This is a genomic window from Brevibacillus sp. RS1.1, from assembly GCF_013284365.1.
Taxonomy (GTDB): domain Bacteria; phylum Bacillota; class Bacilli; order Brevibacillales; family Brevibacillaceae; genus Brevibacillus; species Brevibacillus brevis_D.
Window position 1 is genome coordinate 105490 of record NZ_JABSVA010000002.1, and the last position, 16994, is coordinate 122483.

The following is a 16994-nucleotide window of genomic DNA, read 5'->3' on the forward strand; positions in this document are numbered from 1 at the left end:
GATTACTTTTGATTGGAAGCGTACTTGAAATCGATGAACCCGAGTGCATCTACTACCACATCTTTAACGCTATCCTGCTTCACCCACGCATAGGTGAAATAGTAGATTGGCAACGCAGGCATTTCATCCATGACGATTTGTTCAGCTTTCTTGAGGATTTCCTTGCGCTTCGCTACATCCCCTTCTTTGGCAGATTGCGCGAGCAAATCGAGGAATTCCTTGTTTTCCCATTTGGATGTATTCAGTCCACCCTTGAAGACTTCCAGGAAGTTGATCGGATCGTTGAAATCGCCAATCCAGCTACCACGACCGATGGTGAAGTTCCCTTGCTTCATGTCCTCACGGTGAACCTTGTTCTCTTTGTTAACCAGTTTGACTTCGATGCCAAATGCTTTGCGCCATTGATCCTGAATGACTGTCGCAATACGTGAATTAACCTCTGATGTATTGTATGCAATCGTGATCGGTGGCAACTCTTTGATCCCCGCTTCTTTCATACCTTCCGCCAAGAGCGTCTTCGCAGTCTCTACATCGCCGTCTTTGATGTAGCCTTCTGGCGTGAGTGCCATGGTCGGCGGGAGAATACCCGTCGCTGGCGTGCTCTTGTATGGTACGACATTATCGGAGATTTCCTGACGATTGACTGCCGTAGCAAATGCCTGACGAATCTTTTTGTTGTCAAACGGCTTTTGCTTCGTATTAAAAATGTACCAGTACGTACCCGCTGTTGCTTGAGATTGCATCTTTCCGGATTCTTTCAGCGCATCTAGCGCATCCAGTGGCAAATCGCCCAGTGGTGAGCCCGCCCAATCCAGATCACCTTTTTCAAACATCGACAGCTCTGTATTGGCATCCTCGATCATGTTCAACGTCAGCTTGGACAATTTGACAGCGTCCTTATCCCAGTAAGAATCGCTCTTTTCGAATTCGATCTTTGATTTGTGCTCCCAATTTTTCAAGCTGAATGGCCCGTTTGAAATGTACGTCTCTGGCTTCGAAGCCCACTCTTTGTTGCCCTCAACCGCTTTTTTGTTGACCGGGAAATAGGTGACAGACGCAACCAGTCCCGGGAAAAACGGCGCCGGGTTTTCCAGCGTAACCACCAGCGTCTTATCGTCTGTTGCCTTTACGCCGACATCTTCGGCTTTTGCCTTGTTGGCGTTAAAGGCTTGCCCATTTTTCAAATAGTACATCTGATACGCGTAACCGGAAGCGGTCTTCGGGTCGAGAACCCGTTTCCATGCGTATTCGAAGTCATGAGCCGTAACCGGATCTCCATTGGTCCATTTGGACTCCCGCAGATGGAAGGTGTACGTGAGACCATCAGCGGAAACCTCGTACTTCTCTGCGACCGCCTCTTTTAGCTCGCCTTTTTCATTCAGGCGCAGGAGGCCATCAAATGCTGCACGGGCAACAGACATCGAAGGGATATCTTCTGCCAGTCCAGGGTCAATCGTACTTGGCTCACCTGAGTTCAGGTTGACCTGCATTGTTTGGGGGGCGCTACTCTGCTCCTGCTTCGCACCTGTCGTCTCCCCCGTGTTGCTTGCTTGCGGTGCTCCACAACCAGCGAATGCTAAACTGGTTAACAGAACAGCACAAAATGATAGTTTCTTCCACTTATGCAACAGCAAAACCCCCATCTTTGAATAATTCTTCTTGATTGTTAGGAGCATGACTAAATAATATTATCTTGAGAAAATTTTGTCTACATCGAAACAAAAGGAGATGGGTCTACATGTTATCCAGTCTTTTTGCCCAAATATCCAGTCTGATCAAGGACGCTGGCGGGGAATGGGGAATCTTTTTCGAAGATTTGCAAACCGGCGAAACCTTATCCATCAACGAAGATCAGCGCTTCTATGCAGCCAGTGTGATCAAAGTCCCGATCATGACAGCTGTTTTTGCAGAGGCGTATGCAGGCAAGTTTGCCTTTGAGGACAAAATCAAGCTGCGTACAGAGGATCTCGTTGGGGGTGCAGGTGTTCTTCAGCATATGACTCCCGGCACCGAATTTACGATTCGCGACCTGGTTACCCTGATGATCATCCAAAGCGACAATACGGCGACGAACATGATGATTGATCTCGTGGGAACAGAGAACATCCGTAACGCGATGCAAAAAACCGAAATGAAAAACAGTCAATTCCACAACAAGCTTATGGTCGTCCCAGCCGAATTGGAAGGATACAATGAGGTGACGGCAAAAGACATGGGAAGCCACCTCCGCTACTTGGCAACAGGAAAAATCATCTCCTACGACAGCTGTTTAAAAATGGTCGCCATCTTGAAGACTCAGCAGCACCGTGAGCGCATCCCCTTCCTTTTGCCTGACCCGGACGGTGATGTGATCGGGACGATTCCGAAATGGGAATTCGCCAACAAGACTGGCTCTGTAACCAAAATCACGCATGATGTCGGGATCCTCTACATCGGTTCACACGCTGTCACCTTGTCCATTTTAAACAAGGGACTCGAGCAAAAGGATGCTGCCAACGTCATGGCGCAAATCGGCAATCTCGTTTATCACGCATATAGTCAGAAAGCGTAATCCATGTGGCCTGCCATCTCCATTGGCGGGCTTTCTCTTTATAACGTTGAATGAGAAAAAACAAGCAGGCATTCCTTTCTCCAAGGAACACCCGCTCGTCATCGACTTATTCTTTTTCCAAAATCAGCTTGGCAACGTTCATCGCGCTAGAGAAAGACAGCTCAGACAGTTGGCCTTGTCCTTCACACCAGTCACCCGCAAAGAACAGGTTGCGGTAATCCGGCATGAAAATCGGCATTGGCTTCTGATTCATGGTCCATTTGATCTCCTGTACGACTGCACGAGCAGAAACGCGCGGCACAACCAGTTGCTCACGCCAGCCTGGGAAATGCTTGTCATACAGGTTTTCAATCTCTTGTTTGCGGATTTCGGCCGCTTCCTTGTTTCCTACTTCATCCTGACGCATGTAAGCAGTCGCCTGCAGCAACTGCCCGCCTTCAGGTACACAAGTGCGGTCATAATACGAGATATCAGTAATGAAAATATTGTTTGCTTTTTCGTAGATGTAGGAGAACGGTACGTCAATTCGCTCTTTCAAGCCAATGTCATACACCATAACAACCGTTGGCTCGTATTCAGCATGCTGTGCAACCGCATGCTCCAGGCGCGTCTCCGCAAAGACCTTCGCCATCTCCTTCGGCGGGATACAGCAAATAAATTCATCCGCCGTAAATTCGCCCTCCGGTGTCACCACTCCAACCACACGGTCATTCTCTACGTGGAACTTTTCTACCTTGGTTTTGATCAGAATCGTACCCTGATTTGCTTCAATCACACGCACGAATTCATTGATCAGTGCTTGCCAGCCGCCACCGATATACGCTACCGGCTTATTCGTTGTAAACAAACGGCTGTAGTAAGAAAAGAAAACGTCAGAAGGAATCTTTTCAGGCTCACGCGTGAAGAAGTTGGAAGAAGCAAGCGTCAACATCATTTCTCGCACTTCTTCGTTGACTTGCTTTTTCTCCATCCACTTTTGAATCGACATATGTGGATGGCCTTTCTCCATTTTTAGCATCGTTTTCAAAATCTCAAACGTGAACAATACTTTGTCCATACCTTTTAAGAGCTTCGTTTGGAAAAGTCCTTGTACATTCGCCGGAACTGCAGTCAGATCGCTACCAATATCGTACTTGGCTTTTGTCGGATTGAAATCCTGCCAATCGATGTTCAGACCCAATTCTTTTTCAAACGTTCTCAAAACGGAGCTGTCGCGAGCATAAATGGCGTGGGCACCGAAGTTGAAGTTAAATCCTTTGATCTTCAGTGTAACGGCACGTCCACCCAATTGACCGCGTTCCAAAACTGCAACTTTTTTGCCTTTCGACGACAGGTAGGCAGCGCTGGAAAGACCAGCAAGTCCTCCACCTACAATAACAACGTCATAGTGATTGGTTGTCATACACAATCTCCCCTACGCACTAGCGATGTTGAATACATAAACTAAACCCTATCCTAGTCTAAGGGATGGATAAGGTGGAAGTCAACTATTATTGAACTGTGTCTATTTTTATACTGACTTATACCAATATTTACCTAATGGACCAGCTTGTTTACCGCTCTTCTTGAAGCAGTATGCCCCGCTATCCGCTGTATATCCAACCAACGAAAATACCATAAAAAAGCCCTCTCTAGCAGGAATCTGCTTGATAGAGGGCTCAAACGCAACGGGAAGGAGCGAACTAATCGTTTCGCCGAGTCATTTGCTGCCAAACGGTACCGCTTGCCGCCTCGCCGCTTTCAATACGCTGGACAGCCATTTGGACTTGCAAGCTGACCTCGAACTCGGGATCGTTCTGTGCGGCACGCAAAGCATCCAAGGCCGTTTCATCCCCCACCTCAAACAAGTAACGTGCAGCACGCCAGCGTACCAGCTTGTTTTTATCCTTCAACGCCTCACACATCGGCAGAATTGCGCGTGTGTTACCTAAGTCAGACAAGGTATCCCCCGCTGTGCGTCGTACAGAGACGGAATCATCGCGGAGCGCTTCAAATAGCAGTGGGAAAACATCATCCCCGCCAATCATGCCCAAATACACAACGGCCAGCCTGCGAATCGACGGCTTGCCATCACGAAGCGCTTTTTCTAAAACAGGCAAATCCTCTTCAGTAGGCTCCATTCGATCCAGCGCTTCATATCTTTTTTGCCAATCCGGATCATCGAGCATCTCCAGCGTAACGACTTTCTTTTCACGCACGACTGGCTCTGGGGTTTCCCCGGGACCAAGCGCCATGGCCTGTTCCACGATTTCTTCCACGCGGCTCTCCGGATAGGAAGCATCGACTTCCAGTGCGACCTCCTCACCAATCTCGCGCAAATCGCCATAGCGTACGCCATGCTCGACCCATTTTCGCTCCATGATGAGGTTAGGCGACGCAGATCCCGCCCGCACGGCTGCCTGTCCAAAACGCTCTGGCAACGCTGCACGAATCTGCTCCGTCCCCATGGTCACCTTGACCTGCATCGGAACTCCACGGAACATTTGAATGTACACTTGCGCCTCTCCAAATGCCCCCGCATCTTCGTCAGACAGGTCAGGAACAGCCGCTCCTCCACCTGCATGCAAAACCTCGCGCGCGACCGTCAAAATACGTTGCCAATCTGCATTGGACTTTCGCTCCAGCGCTAGAAAATCTGCCGTATGAAAAATGGAGGTAACCCCTTCGATCTCCAAGAGCTTGTTCATGAGTTCTGGTGCTTTACTCGTATCTTTCTTTGTATAGACATGTTGGACCCCATCCGGCAAACGCTCGTCTACATTCAGCTTCATGACGTTTGGACTCGGCGTCGGTTCGATGGACAACAGTTTCATAATGAGTCACTCCTTTTTACAGCACACTTGCTTTCTCTTCTATCGTAGCATGTATCCTGATACGTTTTCCAACCTGAGAGATAGTGAAAAGCAGTTTGCCCCCTACAACGCCAGCTTATAGTAATCATTGGCCGACTTTACGAAAAAGCCGCATGATTCATACAGCCCCAAAGCATTGCTGTTTTCACAGGCTACCTCCAGTGATACGTTCTGGTATCCTTCTTTCCCCAGCATCTCGATCGTTTGCGCCAAAGCCTGGCGTCCATATCCTTTCCCTTGGTAATCCGGGTGGACACAAAATCCATAAATAAACGCCTTTCCCTCATCCTTGTTCACGCTTATTTTGCCAATGGCCTTATCATCGACAATCATCAAATGCGTGGTGGCCTTTGGATCACCCGCCATGTTTTCGGCCATTTCCCTTGCACGTTCTTCCTCCATTTGAAAGCCATGGACGTTTAGCCAAATCAATGTTTCGTAGTCACTGGCGATCTCCGGTCGAAGCAGCACGTTTCCAGAAACCGTTGCTCTTTGCTTCTCTCCCAAATCCATCCAATATTCCGAGAATTGATATTCCCCGCCGATTCGTTCCATAAATGACTTACCGTTTTCCGATTCTCGCTGAACAATAAACAACTGCGCCGGAACGCCTCTTCGTCTGCATGCATCTGCGGCTTGTGCTTGCAACGCTGTGAATATGCCTTTTCTTCTGTAGGCTGGGTGGACCATGCCGCTCACTTCTGCCTCACCGCCATGAAACACGTAGAGGCCCAGAAAGCCAACCAGCTTTCCATCCGCATAACAGACAAAGTCCTCTTCATGCTCTCCCGAACGCTTTTCCAGCATTCCCGGGTTTACTTTGAGATCGATCCCATCCTGCTCATTGCAAATCCCAACCAATTCTTTAATTTGTGCCAGTTCCTCTGAGGTGAGTGTTTTTCTTGCCGAGATCGTATACGTCATCGCGTAAGCACCCTTTCTATGATTAGAAGTATCGTCGTTGCAATTGGGCGACCATATCCTCCAAATTATTGGCGACCTGCGGAATCGAATAGCCTACGTAAAGAGGCGAGGTAACAAATCTCGGAACCACTTTGGCGATCAGCTTTTCTCCCCAATGGTAAAAGAAAAAATTATAGCTTTGATGACGAGGATTGACATGAGTCAGTATCCAATGTGCTAAAATTTGTAAGTAGTCTGCCATTTTCGGCAGTCGATCAAAGTCCGAAAGAATGACATTGTATTCAAAAAAACCTGCACGCGGATGCGTAGACAGATTGCACTCAACCCCCGCCTCTTGATCGATGGTCATGCCAATAAAATCACTGTCTTTTACTTGATCCAGATAGTCAAAGTCGTTTAATCCGACAATTTGCATGTGCGGATGGCGAATGCTCCCTCCGGAATACGGACCGTGGTTCTTGAAAAACAGAACGGAACGATAAGACTTGCTTTGCTCCATTTCAAGCCACTTCTCTACCCCGAATGCCAGCAATGCACGTACATGCTCTTTGGAATAAACAGACCAATCTCCTTGGCATTCATCCGTCTCAATCAAAACAGTCTGATGCGTATCCTCCAGAACAGGGAATTTGTTCATGAGCCAAATCATGGAGCCCCGCTGCTCCAAAACATCGGTGAGACTGTTTCGATCACAAAAAGGACAAGCCGTTTCCGTGTTGTTTACACTCACTGGCTTTTTTCTGCCTATTTGCATGTTAAAGTGCAAGTGCGTCTGCTTCATTCCCTTGTCCCTCCAGTTTGTGCTACTTCCACTTTACACGCATTTTCTGGGAAAATCATGACGTTTTTTGCCTAGACGACACTTTTAAAAATCAATTAGGCTGCCTATTTTTCAATGACTATGGCGTTTGTTTCTTTTTTTATCTCAAATGTTTTACATACAATGGGAAGCAGTGAAACCTGGAAAGGTGTTGGAATTGGATGGAGAGATCATTTTATTATCCTGTTAGCTGGAGTGAGGCTCAACATTACAAAACGTTGCTTGATCAAGAAGGAGTCCCTTATGAAATTCAATCCCCGCTCGATTTGCCTGTCTTGGAAGAAGGTAAGCTCGCCATCGTCTTTCCTTCCATTCCATTACGGATGTACGTCTGGGTGCGAACCTTGTTCTATCGTGACGGACTACGCTATCCAGATACGTTTTCATTAGATTTCAAACTACATTAATCATCAGAGAAAAGGTACCGGTTCCGTTGGTTTTCATAAGATGGTAAAAGCGGCATTTCGTATCGTTTGTGGGGGAGGTGAAGAAGCTGCCGTCCTACAACATCCGCATCTCGATTGCGAAGCTACGGCTCGACCTGTTCGATGGGAACCGACTCATCCGTTCTTATCCTGTTGCCTTGGGCAAAATTGCCACATCGACACCACGAGGGGATTTTACCATCATCAGCAAGGTCCCCTATCCGAATTCCTATCCGGGAGGTCGTTTGAGTGCTTTCGGCACCTTATGGATGGGACTAAGTAAGCCACACTATGGCATTCACGGTACGAACGATCCTTCTTCTATTGGCAAGTATGTATCTCACGGCTGTATTCGCATGTTCAATGAGGACGTGAATGCGCTGGCAAAAATCGTGCCCATAGGTACGCCCGTTCGAATCAGACAGCAATAAATAGAAACAAAAGACCCGCCCTTTTAAACCAAGGCGGGTCTTCTTCACATAAGATGAGTCTTTTTCGTTCTTTCTGCTTCCGTTTCATCCGATTCCAAGTATACAAGAAATCTTCTCGCTTGCTTGTACATGATCGATAACGTCATTTCCCTGATCTTGTTCATGATCACTTCTTTATCCTCTGGATGCACTTCGGAAGAGAGCTGTTGTTCTTGCAGCTCTAGGTAAGACATCACCCATTCCGGGTCTAACTTATAGGCAGGCAACGACAGCGACTCCTCTACTCTAGTAATCTACTCTAGTCTACAGGTGGATGCGTCGGATTCCCAGCCCTCAATTACTGGCTACGTCACTAATTATTTCCCTTGCTCCAATTCCTCTACCATTGCAGATAATTCCGCCCAACGCTCAATAGTTGCTTCCAGCTCTGCCGCCACTTGCTGTTCTTCTGCATAGAGCTTTTCAATTTTGCCGTAATCGCTGCCAGACGCTGCAATCTCTTGCTTTAGCTTGACGCTGCGGTCTTCCAAGGCCGCGATCTTGCCTTCAATCGCATCCCATTCCTTCTGATCCTTGTAGGACAGCTTGCGCGTGCGATTGTTGCCTCGATTAGCCCCGCTGTTGCTTTGCGCCTTTTCTGCCTGTTGATCCGCTTCTTGCACTTGTGTTGCCTTTTCAAGACGTCGTTCTTCCAGGTACTCGGAATAGTTGCCGTAGTAATGACGAATGTTTCCTTGCCCCTCAAAAGCAAACAAATGGTCTACGGTGCGATCGAGGAAATAGCGGTCATGCGATACCGTGATGACTGCGCCGGGGAACTGCTCGAGATAATCCTCCAAAATACTGAGTGTTTGAATATCCAAATCATTGGTCGGCTCATCTAAAAACAGCACATTCGGCTCTCCCATCAACGTACGAAGCAGATAGAGACGTCTGCGCTCTCCCCCAGACAGGCGGGAAATCGGTGTCCATTGCATATGCGGCGAAAACAGGAACCGCTCCAGCATTTGCGAAGCTGTGATCGATTCTCCGTTGCTCGTCTGAATGACCTCTGCGGCTTCCTTTACATATTCGATGACGCGCAGCTTTTCGTCCATCTCGACACTATCCTGCGTGTAGTAGGCAATTTTTACGGTCGTCCCAATTTCCAATGAACCGCTATCTGGTTGAATTCTTCCTGCAAGCATGTTCAAGAGCGTCGTTTTTCCGCTTCCATTTGGCCCGATAATCCCCACACGATCACCCGGCAGGACAATATAGCTGAAATCGTTGATCAGTTTTCGCTCACCGTACGCTTTATGGATGTTTGTAAGCTCAATCACCTTTTTACCGAGACGACTGGCCCCGAGTGCCATTTCCATCTTGGCAGCCGGTCCATCTACAGCTTTATCTCGTAACTCCTCAGCCCGTTGCACACGCGCCTTTTGTTTGGTCGTCCGCGCTTTTGCTCCGCGACGAAGCCATGCCAGCTCGCGTCGAAGCAGATTTTGCCGCTTGCTCTCTACGGCCGCTTCATTTTCTTCACGCTCTGCTTTTTTCTCCAGGAACATCGCGTAGTTGCCTTCGTAGCTATAGAGGTTGCCGCGATCCAGCTCAAACGTGCGGTTCGTCACGCGATCCAGGAAGTACCGATCATGGGTGACGAGCAGCAAAGCGCCCTTGTACCGGGACAAATACTCTTCCAGCCACTCGACTGTCTCGTTGTCAATATGGTTCGTAGGCTCATCCAAAATAAGTAGGTCTGCTGGTTGGATCAAAGCACGTGCCATGGCTACACGCTTTTTTTGCCCACCAGAGAGCTCGCCTACCTTTTGTGAGAAATTGTGCAGGCCAAGCTTGGTCAGGATCATTTTGGCTTGCGTATTGCTCTCCCACGCATCAGCCGCATCCATTCGGTTTTGAACAGCAAACAATCGCGCCTGCTTTTTCTCATCGTCAGGCGATTCCTGAACAGCCTCTAGCGCTGTTTCATAATCACGCAAAAGCTGAATGAGTGGGGAATCGCCGTAAAATACTTGTTCCAGTATGGAGGAGTTTTCGTCAAAATCAGGATTTTGCGGCAAATACTCCACATGGAAATGATTCGCGTGAACAATTTTTCCGCTATCCGCTGTATCCAAGCCTGCCACAATTTTCAGGAGCGAGGATTTTCCCGTACCATTAACACCGATCAGACCAATGCGCTCTTGCTCGGCAATATGAAAGGAAATGTTATCAAACAATTCTTTTTCTCCATAGCCTTTGGAGAGGTTTTCTACTGATAATATTTGCATGAACGTCACCTGTTCTTTTCTATTTGCTTATCGAGAAGCCATATGAATCTTACACTCGATGGTATCATGTTTTTCGCGCAAGCTCTAGGGTGATTCAAATGGATGGACCAAATATTGGAAAACAGCCTCATTAATGGTAAAATATTGAATATTAAGTAATAATGACTCGTAGACAAAAATACAATAGGAAGCGTCACCAGCAGTAAGGCAGGTTAACGAGCCCAAACAGAAGAGGCGTACTCTTTTCATCGAGCACGCCTGCTTTTATTCTCCTAATGACTGTCCTACTCTTTGCAACACGTCGCCGATCCGTTCCTTTTGGATGACCTCATCTGCCCACGCATCCAATGGGGTGGGTTCCTGATTGACAATGACCAGTTTGGCTCCTCTTTCTTTTGCATGCTGCGGAAACCAATTAGCTGGACTCACGGTTAGTGAAGAACCTAACACGATGAACAAATCGGCTTGTTCCGTCCACGCGATGGCCTGATCGACTTGGGCTTGCGGCAAAGATTCGCCAAACAGGACAACACCCGGACGCAAAAAGCCTCCGCATGCGCAAATCGTCCCTTGATCCTCCAGATAACATGTATGGGCATACTCGGTCCCGCAGTCTAGACAGCGGATTTTCGCAAGGGAGCCATGGAGTTCGGCTACTGCCAAGCTTCCCGCCGCTTGATGAAAGCCATCTACATTTTGTGTAATGATCCCATGAACGAAACCACGCCGCTCCCATTCTGCTAACCATTCGTGTCCGGCGTGTGGCTTGCAGGACAGTAGGCCTTGAATGCGCATCTGATAAAATTCCACAAACGCTTCCCGATTCTCCATCATCGCGCGTGTACTCGCGAGTTGCATCGGATCTTTGCCACGCCATAGCCCCGACTGTGAACGAAAGTCAGGCAAGCCACTCTCTGTCGACATGCCTGCTCCGGTGAATACGACGGTAAAGGAAGATGTCCGTAACCAGTGTGCCAGATGATCCATCATGGTCTCCCCTCTTCTTTGAAAATGTTCTTCTTCTGATTGTAATAGAAGAATACCAGATTTAGGAGACCTGCCCATCAGAACACGATCTTTCTTTCTCTTTAATAGGATGGATAAACAGGCTGTGACGGATATCCGGTATGGGAGGGATTCGTGCCATATTGCGGATAACTGGTCTGCTGTTGATAGACTGGGTGCTGTCCATACCCACCCTGCTGCATGTAGTTGGTATCGTAATAACCGTAACTGTCTGGCAAATGACTCGAGTAACCATAGTACGGGTACTGGCTTGAAGTAGTTCTATCTGGCAACGGCCCCTGCTGCTGACACCCTACTGGCGGACCAATCACAATTGTTTGGGTAAGAGGCGCAAATGTTTCTTGTACCTTTGCTTCGTCTAAACAATACGTATGTGCCCACACACTCGCAGGAGTCAAGCGCAATATATCGGAGCCAAAGATCACCTCAGGTACAGGGGCATCAAAAATAGCCAGTAGATGCGTATCGTCTGTCAAGGCCATTTCATAATGCCACCAGCCCTGCGGGATATTGGCAACTTGTCTCGGTTTTATATGGTAGTTGAGCAATTGATTGGTAAAAGGATTGATCAAGGACACAATGGCCTCACCAGCGATGCAATACACCAGTTCTGCTGCATTTTGATGAATGTGTGGCTCGACAACATTTCCGGTTGTCAGGAAAATATCTAGCAGCGAACTGTTGCCCAAAGTATTTAATTGGGCGATCCCCAAGGCATCGATGAAATTCCGATCGTCCTTTTTGAAAAACAGATTATTTCTCATATCGTACGTGAACTGCGTATTTGGCGATGTATAGTCGCGATAAGAAGTAGCCATCTTTCGTTTGTTCCTCCCACCGTATGGGTATTTGACTCATTATGCATCTCTATTCCTATTCACAAAAGATGTGCACCCATTTATACACCTAGGAAAGAGACACACCCTTTCACCCTCCACTTTGCACAAACATATCCTACTAATAGGCAAAACAGGCAATCGAGGAGGGTGATCTTGTTTGGCTACTTATTTGGTCTCGGACATACATGGTCAGAATCAGGCTTTTCAAAAAGCGCTACGGGACGTTTCCTTCTCCCCCCAAGCTGGTGATCGTCTGTTCGTATTGGGGGACATGATCGATCGAGGACCTGAATCAAAGGAAGTATTGCTCGATTTACTCGCTCTTCGGCAGACGTATCCGAACCAAATCTATCTCATAAAAGGCAACCACGAGCAAATGCTTGTAGATTGGCTATCCGGCAACGGCAATCCGGAGTTATACCTGCGCTACAACGGCGGCGATGCCACCATTCGTTCTTTCTTAGAGAATCACCCGCTTCGGCGAGCTTTTCTTAATCGGGTGCCTTCTTTGCAGGAACAAGAAGAAGCACGGCAATTTATCCTTTCTCGCTACCCAGCAATTTTACCAGCCTTGTCGTCTCTTCCTTTGTATATAGAGCTGCCAGCCGATCCGCGAACAGGAGCTCCAGCTGCACTTTTGGTACACGCAGGCATTCGACCCGGCGTCCCCTTGCAGGAACAAAATCCGCATGATTTACTATGGATTCGCGAGCCTTTCTACCTGAATTATGATGGAGAACTCCCAGTCATCTTTGGCCATACCCCTGTGCCTGGATTGCCTCAATACGCTGGCAGCGGTCCTTGGCGCAGAGACAATATGGTCGGCATTGATGGTGGCGCAGGATATTGGCGAGGCGTCATGCTCGTCGAATGGCCTTCGCTACAAACCACTTTCGTACCGATTCGGGAAAGGCAATCCTCTCCACACGTACGGGTCTACTGATTATGCTCGGGAAAACGGAGAGCTTTCGCACTGGTTTCTACCTGCTGCAAGCGCATCGGGTAGTGCAGCCAGTATGATGCAGGAGACAAGCCCATACTTTCAACAAATTATTACTTTTTATAATCTACTTTCGATTTGTAATATGTTAAGATATGGACGAGGTGTTTATATGAAACGTCAGCAAATCGTTGAACAAGCCATGTTTGCCGCATGGGGAGTCTCCCTAATCGCAACAGGAGGCAGTTTGTTTTTTTCAGAGGTGTTAAAGTACATACCGTGTGACCTGTGCTGGTACCAGCGAATCTTGATGTACCCGCTCGTCATCTTACTGGGGGTTGCCTCCGCAAAGAAAGACGACAAGATCGCGTCGTACGCCTTGATTCTCTCCATTATCGGAGGACTCACATCGCTGTATCATTACTCGATTCAAAAAATACCTGCCCTTCAAGATCTCGGCAGCGCTTGCGGCATTGTGCCATGCAACACAGACTATATTAACTGGCTAGGGTTTATCACGATTCCGTTCCTTGCTCTCATTGCCTTCGCCTTGATCAGCATCCTGCTTGTCATCGTTATAAAAAATGCAAAGGAGAAATGATTCATGAAGAAAGTCATCGCTCTATCCATCCTTGTGGCTGCGCTCCTGATCGGTGCGATTGTGTACGCTGACATTTCGAACCGTCAGCTTGCGGAAGGAAACCCTTATGGTAAAGCCAATTTGCACCCCGCTACTCTCGAACAATTGAGTGACCCACTATATGATAATCTCATTATGCCTAATGAGCTTAAAGGTAAGCTCGATAATCAGGAGGACGCGTTTGTTTACTTTTACAGCCCGGTTTGTGAGCATTGCAAAGCAACTACCCCCGTCCTTGTACCGATCGTGAAAAGCTTGGACATCGATATGAAAAAGCTCAATTTGCTGGAATTTAACGCCAGCTATGGTGAATACAACATCGAATTCACTCCGACCCTCGTTCATTACAAGGGCGGTAAGGAAGTGGCGCGACTCGTCGGTGGACGGGAAGCGAGCGAATGGAAAACTTGGTTGGAAGAACAGAAAAAATCATAACGTGTGGTAGCCTCCCTCGATTTGCGGGAGGCTCTTTTCATATTGGACATACGTGACAAATATGTGAAGAATTCCGTTCCCTTGGAAGAAATAGCCCGAACGAGTCATTAGGCTTTTCCAGTTATTTGCCTATAATGGGTACTGGGGATAATCCTTGAAAACGGAGGTAATCGAATGACCCTCACCTATTTCACTGAAACCTTTGGCTTTCGGGCGACATGGAATCCAGAGCTGATTCTATTGACTTTCTTGATTGGTCTGGCTTATTTCTCGCTGACTGGACCATTACGCCAAACGTTTCAAGATTCCACACCTGTCACACGCAAGCAAAAGACCTTTTTCACTCTCGGCTTACTTGGTTTTTACTTTAGTTTGGGGAGTCCCTTGAACGTAGCTGGGCATTTTTTGTTTAGCGCCCACATGCTACAGCAATCATTGCTTTATCTCGTCATGCCCTTGCTGCTCTTGGCAGGTACCCCGTCATGGTTGATTCGTTCCCTATTCTATCGCCGGGGGCTCAAGCTTTTCATGCGCATAGCGAGTCATCCGATCCCTGCTATTCTCATGTTCAATGCCCTGTTCTCGTTTTACCATATGCCTGTTATTTTAGACTTGGCAATGAACAACCTGGCCCTACATAATTTGATTCATTTACTGCTGCTGGTGACTGCGATTTTGATGTGGATGCCCGTTATCGCACCGATACCGGAAATTCACCGTCTGTCAGAACTGCAAAAGCTTGCCTACATCTTTGCTAACGGCGTTTTGATTACACCTGCTTGTGCACTGATTATTTTTTCAGCAACACCTTTGTATACGACATATGTAGACGGTCCTTCCATGCTCTGCGCTCCATTCTTTTCCGCGCCGATCGACAAATCGATGTTCGCCGTTCCCCTTCTCCCTTTGGATGATCAACGACTCGGCGGAATCGTGATGAAGCTCATGCAGGAGCTGACGTACGGAGTTGTCCTGGCTTACATTTTCTCTACCTGGTACCGAAAAGAAAAGAATCAGGAAGAGGACGGCCTCATAACGCCGTAGCCAAAAAGAATGAGAAAGGAGGCGCTACTCACACGTGAATATCGCCCCTGCTACCGCTATCCGAATCAGACGGTTGCTCTTGTTGTTACCCGTCCTCGTCCTTGTTGCTCTTGTCGCTTCTTGGGTTTGGTTCGGGCCCAAAAATGCCCAGGCGAAATTGCCAGATGTAACTCTGCAAACCATCGATGGACAACCCTATTCGCTAGCACCGCAAAAGAAAACCTTTCGCTTGGTGGAGCTAATTTATACCCGTTGCCCGGATATTTGTCCCACGACAACCATCAAAATGGTTCAGCTGCAAAAGCGCTTGCTCGAAGCAAATCTGATGGGGCAAGACGTTGAGTTTTTGACCATCACGATTGATCCGCAAAACGACACTCCTGATGTCATGCGCTACTATGGCAAGCAGTTGGGGATTCAAGAGCACGGTTGGACCCTGCTTCGGGGTGATGACGAAACGATCAAAACGGTTACAAATTCGCTTGGCTTTTTTGCCAATAAGATGGATGATGGATTTATCTCTCATACATCGAGTACGTATCTCGTGGATGATAACAATGCTGTCATTCAAAAATTCGGCATGGGTGACGATTTCGATCCCGATCAAATTTATCAGGAACTGTTGAAATTAAAAAAGGAAGGGTAATCCAACATGAAACGTACGATGATTCTGCTCTTATCCATGCTTCTGCTCCTCTTAGCCGCTTGTGGAAAAGAGAACGAGCAACAAGCTTTTCAACCCGGAGCTCCCGTTGAGGCTGCCTTTACATCGGAACCAAAGGAGCTTGTAGCAGGCGACACCGTTACCTTCTCTGTTAAAGTCACTCAAGATGGCCAACCCGTGGATGATGCCAAGGAAGTGAAATTCGAATGGTGGAAAGATGGGCAAGAAAAGCATGAAACGATCCCGGCTTCGCTGCAAGGGGACGGTGTCTACACGGCTCAACAAACCATGAACGAGCCAGGTTCTTATTTTGTCTACTACCATGTAACGGCACGAGATTTCCACAATATGCAGAAGACGCCTTTTACCGTAACCAACAAAGCGGGTGAAACTCCTGGAGCTGGGGTTACGCCCGCCCCGGAAGCTGGTGCAGATCAATCACACGATCATGGAGCGACAGGCCACGCGAATGCCGAAACAGTAGATTATCATTTCTCCCCAGCCGACAACATCAAAGTAGCAACACCAACTGCCCTCACTGTTCATCTCATGAAGGACAACAAAGCGTTGGACAAAGCGACAGTCAAGTTCGAGTTCTGGAGGGGAACTGACCAAAAGCATAGCTTCGTCGATGCAACGGAAACTGCGGCTGGTCAGTATGACGGCAACGTACAGTTCCCTACTGCTGGGGATTATACAGTCAAGGTCCATGTGGAAAAGGGAGAAATTCATGATCACAAGGATTTTTCCCTTTCAATAAAATAAGAATACAAAATAAAGCGGCCATCCTCCCAAGGAATGGCCGTTTTTCTTGTAAATTTGGTTAGCAAGTAAAATAAGCGATTCGATGCAAGTCTGTCCCGTAATACTCCCAACGATATCCAGTCCATCGGTATCCAGATACAGAGTTACGACTGACATAGACGGGGTAAAACCAGAAAGAACGACCATTTCGCAACCATACGTACGTGTAGCGATATAAGCAGGGATAGAATCCTCCAGCATCAATCCGGCGTGTTCCCCCATAGCCTCTGGCTCCTGGTGCACTTGGCGTCCTGCTGGGTGGAGGACCTGGTGGTGGCGGAGGGAAACCTCCCGGGGAACCAGGGGAGTCTGGAAAACCTGGGGAA

19 protein-coding genes are annotated in these 16994 nt (G+C 47.9%); 9 read left to right on the forward strand and 10 right to left on the reverse strand.

Going from position 1 to position 16994, the window contains the following annotated elements; genetic code table 11:
* Positions 1–2: 2 nt before the first annotated feature.
* Positions 3–1628, reverse strand: coding sequence for a peptide ABC transporter substrate-binding protein (locus HP570_RS06065; RefSeq protein ID WP_173625189.1), 1626 nt, complete (start codon positions 1626–1628; stop codon positions 3–5).
* A gap of 110 nt (positions 1629–1738) precedes the next feature.
* On the opposite strand from HP570_RS06065, the gene HP570_RS06070 reads away from it, so the two are divergent.
* Entirely contained in the window at positions 1739–2551 is an 813-nt protein-coding gene (locus HP570_RS06070) for a serine hydrolase (RefSeq protein ID WP_173625190.1), read from the forward strand.
* A 106-nt stretch (positions 2552–2657) separates the two neighbouring features.
* Here HP570_RS06070 and HP570_RS06075 read toward each other — a convergent pair whose 3' ends face one another.
* From HP570_RS06075 to HP570_RS06090, 4 genes are all read right to left on the reverse strand, one after another.
* On the reverse strand, positions 2658–3953 hold the full coding sequence (locus tag HP570_RS06075; protein ID WP_012685689.1) for a phytoene desaturase family protein: 1296 nt from the start codon (positions 3951–3953) through the stop codon (positions 2658–2660).
* A 280-nt stretch (positions 3954–4233) separates the two neighbouring features.
* Positions 4234–5364 carry a virulence factor gene (locus HP570_RS06080; RefSeq protein WP_173625191.1) on the reverse strand — a complete coding sequence of 377 codons (1131 nt, stop codon included), beginning with the start codon at positions 5362–5364 and terminating at the stop codon, positions 4234–4236.
* Positions 5365–5466: 102 nt separating this feature from the next.
* Positions 5467–6327 carry a GNAT family N-acetyltransferase gene (locus HP570_RS06085; RefSeq protein ID WP_173625192.1) on the reverse strand — a complete coding sequence of 287 codons (861 nt, stop codon included), beginning with the start codon at positions 6325–6327 and terminating at the stop codon, positions 5467–5469.
* Between the two features lie 22 nt (positions 6328–6349).
* Entirely contained in the window at positions 6350–7108 is a 759-nt protein-coding gene (locus HP570_RS06090; protein ID WP_012685686.1) for a DUF4931 domain-containing protein, read from the reverse strand.
* Between the two features lie 200 nt (positions 7109–7308).
* On the opposite strand from HP570_RS06090, the gene HP570_RS06095 reads away from it, so the two are divergent.
* Complete coding sequence (locus HP570_RS06095; RefSeq protein WP_012685685.1) at positions 7309–7554, forward strand: hypothetical protein; 246 nt, start codon at positions 7309–7311, stop codon at positions 7552–7554.
* A gap of 77 nt (positions 7555–7631) precedes the next feature.
* Positions 7632–8003 (forward strand): L,D-transpeptidase, encoded by a 372-nt coding sequence (locus HP570_RS06100; RefSeq protein WP_012685684.1) that lies wholly within the window; start codon positions 7632–7634, stop codon positions 8001–8003.
* A gap of 44 nt (positions 8004–8047) precedes the next feature.
* Here the strand turns inward: HP570_RS06100 and HP570_RS06105 are convergent, their stop codons facing one another.
* The 4 genes from HP570_RS06105 to HP570_RS06120 all read right to left on the reverse strand — a co-directional run bounded on the left by HP570_RS06105 (position 8048) and on the right by HP570_RS06120 (position 12120).
* Positions 8048–8269, reverse strand: coding sequence for a hypothetical protein (locus tag HP570_RS06105; protein ID WP_088906829.1), 222 nt, complete (start codon positions 8267–8269; stop codon positions 8048–8050).
* A gap of 90 nt (positions 8270–8359) precedes the next feature.
* Positions 8360–10276, reverse strand: a complete 1917-nt coding sequence (locus HP570_RS06110) for an ABC transporter ATP-binding protein (protein ID WP_173625193.1) — start codon at positions 10274–10276, stop codon at positions 8360–8362.
* Between the two features lie 264 nt (positions 10277–10540).
* Entirely contained in the window at positions 10541–11263 is a 723-nt protein-coding gene (locus HP570_RS06115; RefSeq protein WP_173625695.1) for an NAD-dependent deacylase, read from the reverse strand.
* 101 nt (positions 11264–11364) lie between these two features.
* Entirely contained in the window at positions 11365–12120 is a 756-nt protein-coding gene (locus HP570_RS06120) for a cupin domain-containing protein (protein ID WP_173625194.1), read from the reverse strand.
* A gap of 178 nt (positions 12121–12298) precedes the next feature.
* Here HP570_RS06120 and HP570_RS06125 point away from each other — a divergent pair, with 178 nt between their 5' ends.
* The 6 genes from HP570_RS06125 to HP570_RS06150 all read left to right on the forward strand — a co-directional run bounded on the left by HP570_RS06125 (position 12299) and on the right by HP570_RS06150 (position 16629).
* Positions 12299–13084, forward strand: coding sequence for a metallophosphoesterase family protein (locus HP570_RS06125; RefSeq protein ID WP_173625195.1), 786 nt, complete (start codon positions 12299–12301; stop codon positions 13082–13084).
* A gap of 169 nt (positions 13085–13253) precedes the next feature.
* Positions 13254–13682, forward strand: a complete 429-nt coding sequence (locus tag HP570_RS06130) for a disulfide oxidoreductase (protein WP_012685678.1) — start codon at positions 13254–13256, stop codon at positions 13680–13682.
* A 3-nt stretch (positions 13683–13685) separates the two neighbouring features.
* Positions 13686–14156: a thioredoxin family protein gene (locus tag HP570_RS06135; protein ID WP_012685677.1), complete on the forward strand. Its 471-nt coding sequence runs from the start codon at positions 13686–13688 to the stop codon at positions 14154–14156.
* A 174-nt stretch (positions 14157–14330) separates the two neighbouring features.
* The gene (gene ctaG, locus HP570_RS06140) at positions 14331–15200 is read left to right on the forward strand and encodes a cytochrome c oxidase assembly factor CtaG (protein ID WP_012685676.1); all 870 of its coding nucleotides are present in this window, start codon (positions 14331–14333) and stop codon (positions 15198–15200) included.
* Between the two features lie 34 nt (positions 15201–15234).
* Positions 15235–15846 carry an SCO family protein gene (locus HP570_RS06145; protein WP_012685675.1) on the forward strand — a complete coding sequence of 204 codons (612 nt, stop codon included), beginning with the start codon at positions 15235–15237 and terminating at the stop codon, positions 15844–15846.
* 6 nt (positions 15847–15852) lie between these two features.
* Complete coding sequence (locus HP570_RS06150) at positions 15853–16629, forward strand: FixH family protein (protein ID WP_173625196.1); 777 nt, start codon at positions 15853–15855, stop codon at positions 16627–16629.
* Here HP570_RS06150 and HP570_RS06155 read toward each other — a convergent pair.
* Positions 16618–16890 (reverse strand): hypothetical protein, encoded by a 273-nt coding sequence (locus tag HP570_RS06155; RefSeq protein WP_173604656.1) that lies wholly within the window; start codon positions 16888–16890, stop codon positions 16618–16620. The two genes, HP570_RS06150 and HP570_RS06155, sit on opposite strands and share 12 nt — an antisense overlap.
* Positions 16891–16994: the final 104 nt, after the last annotated feature.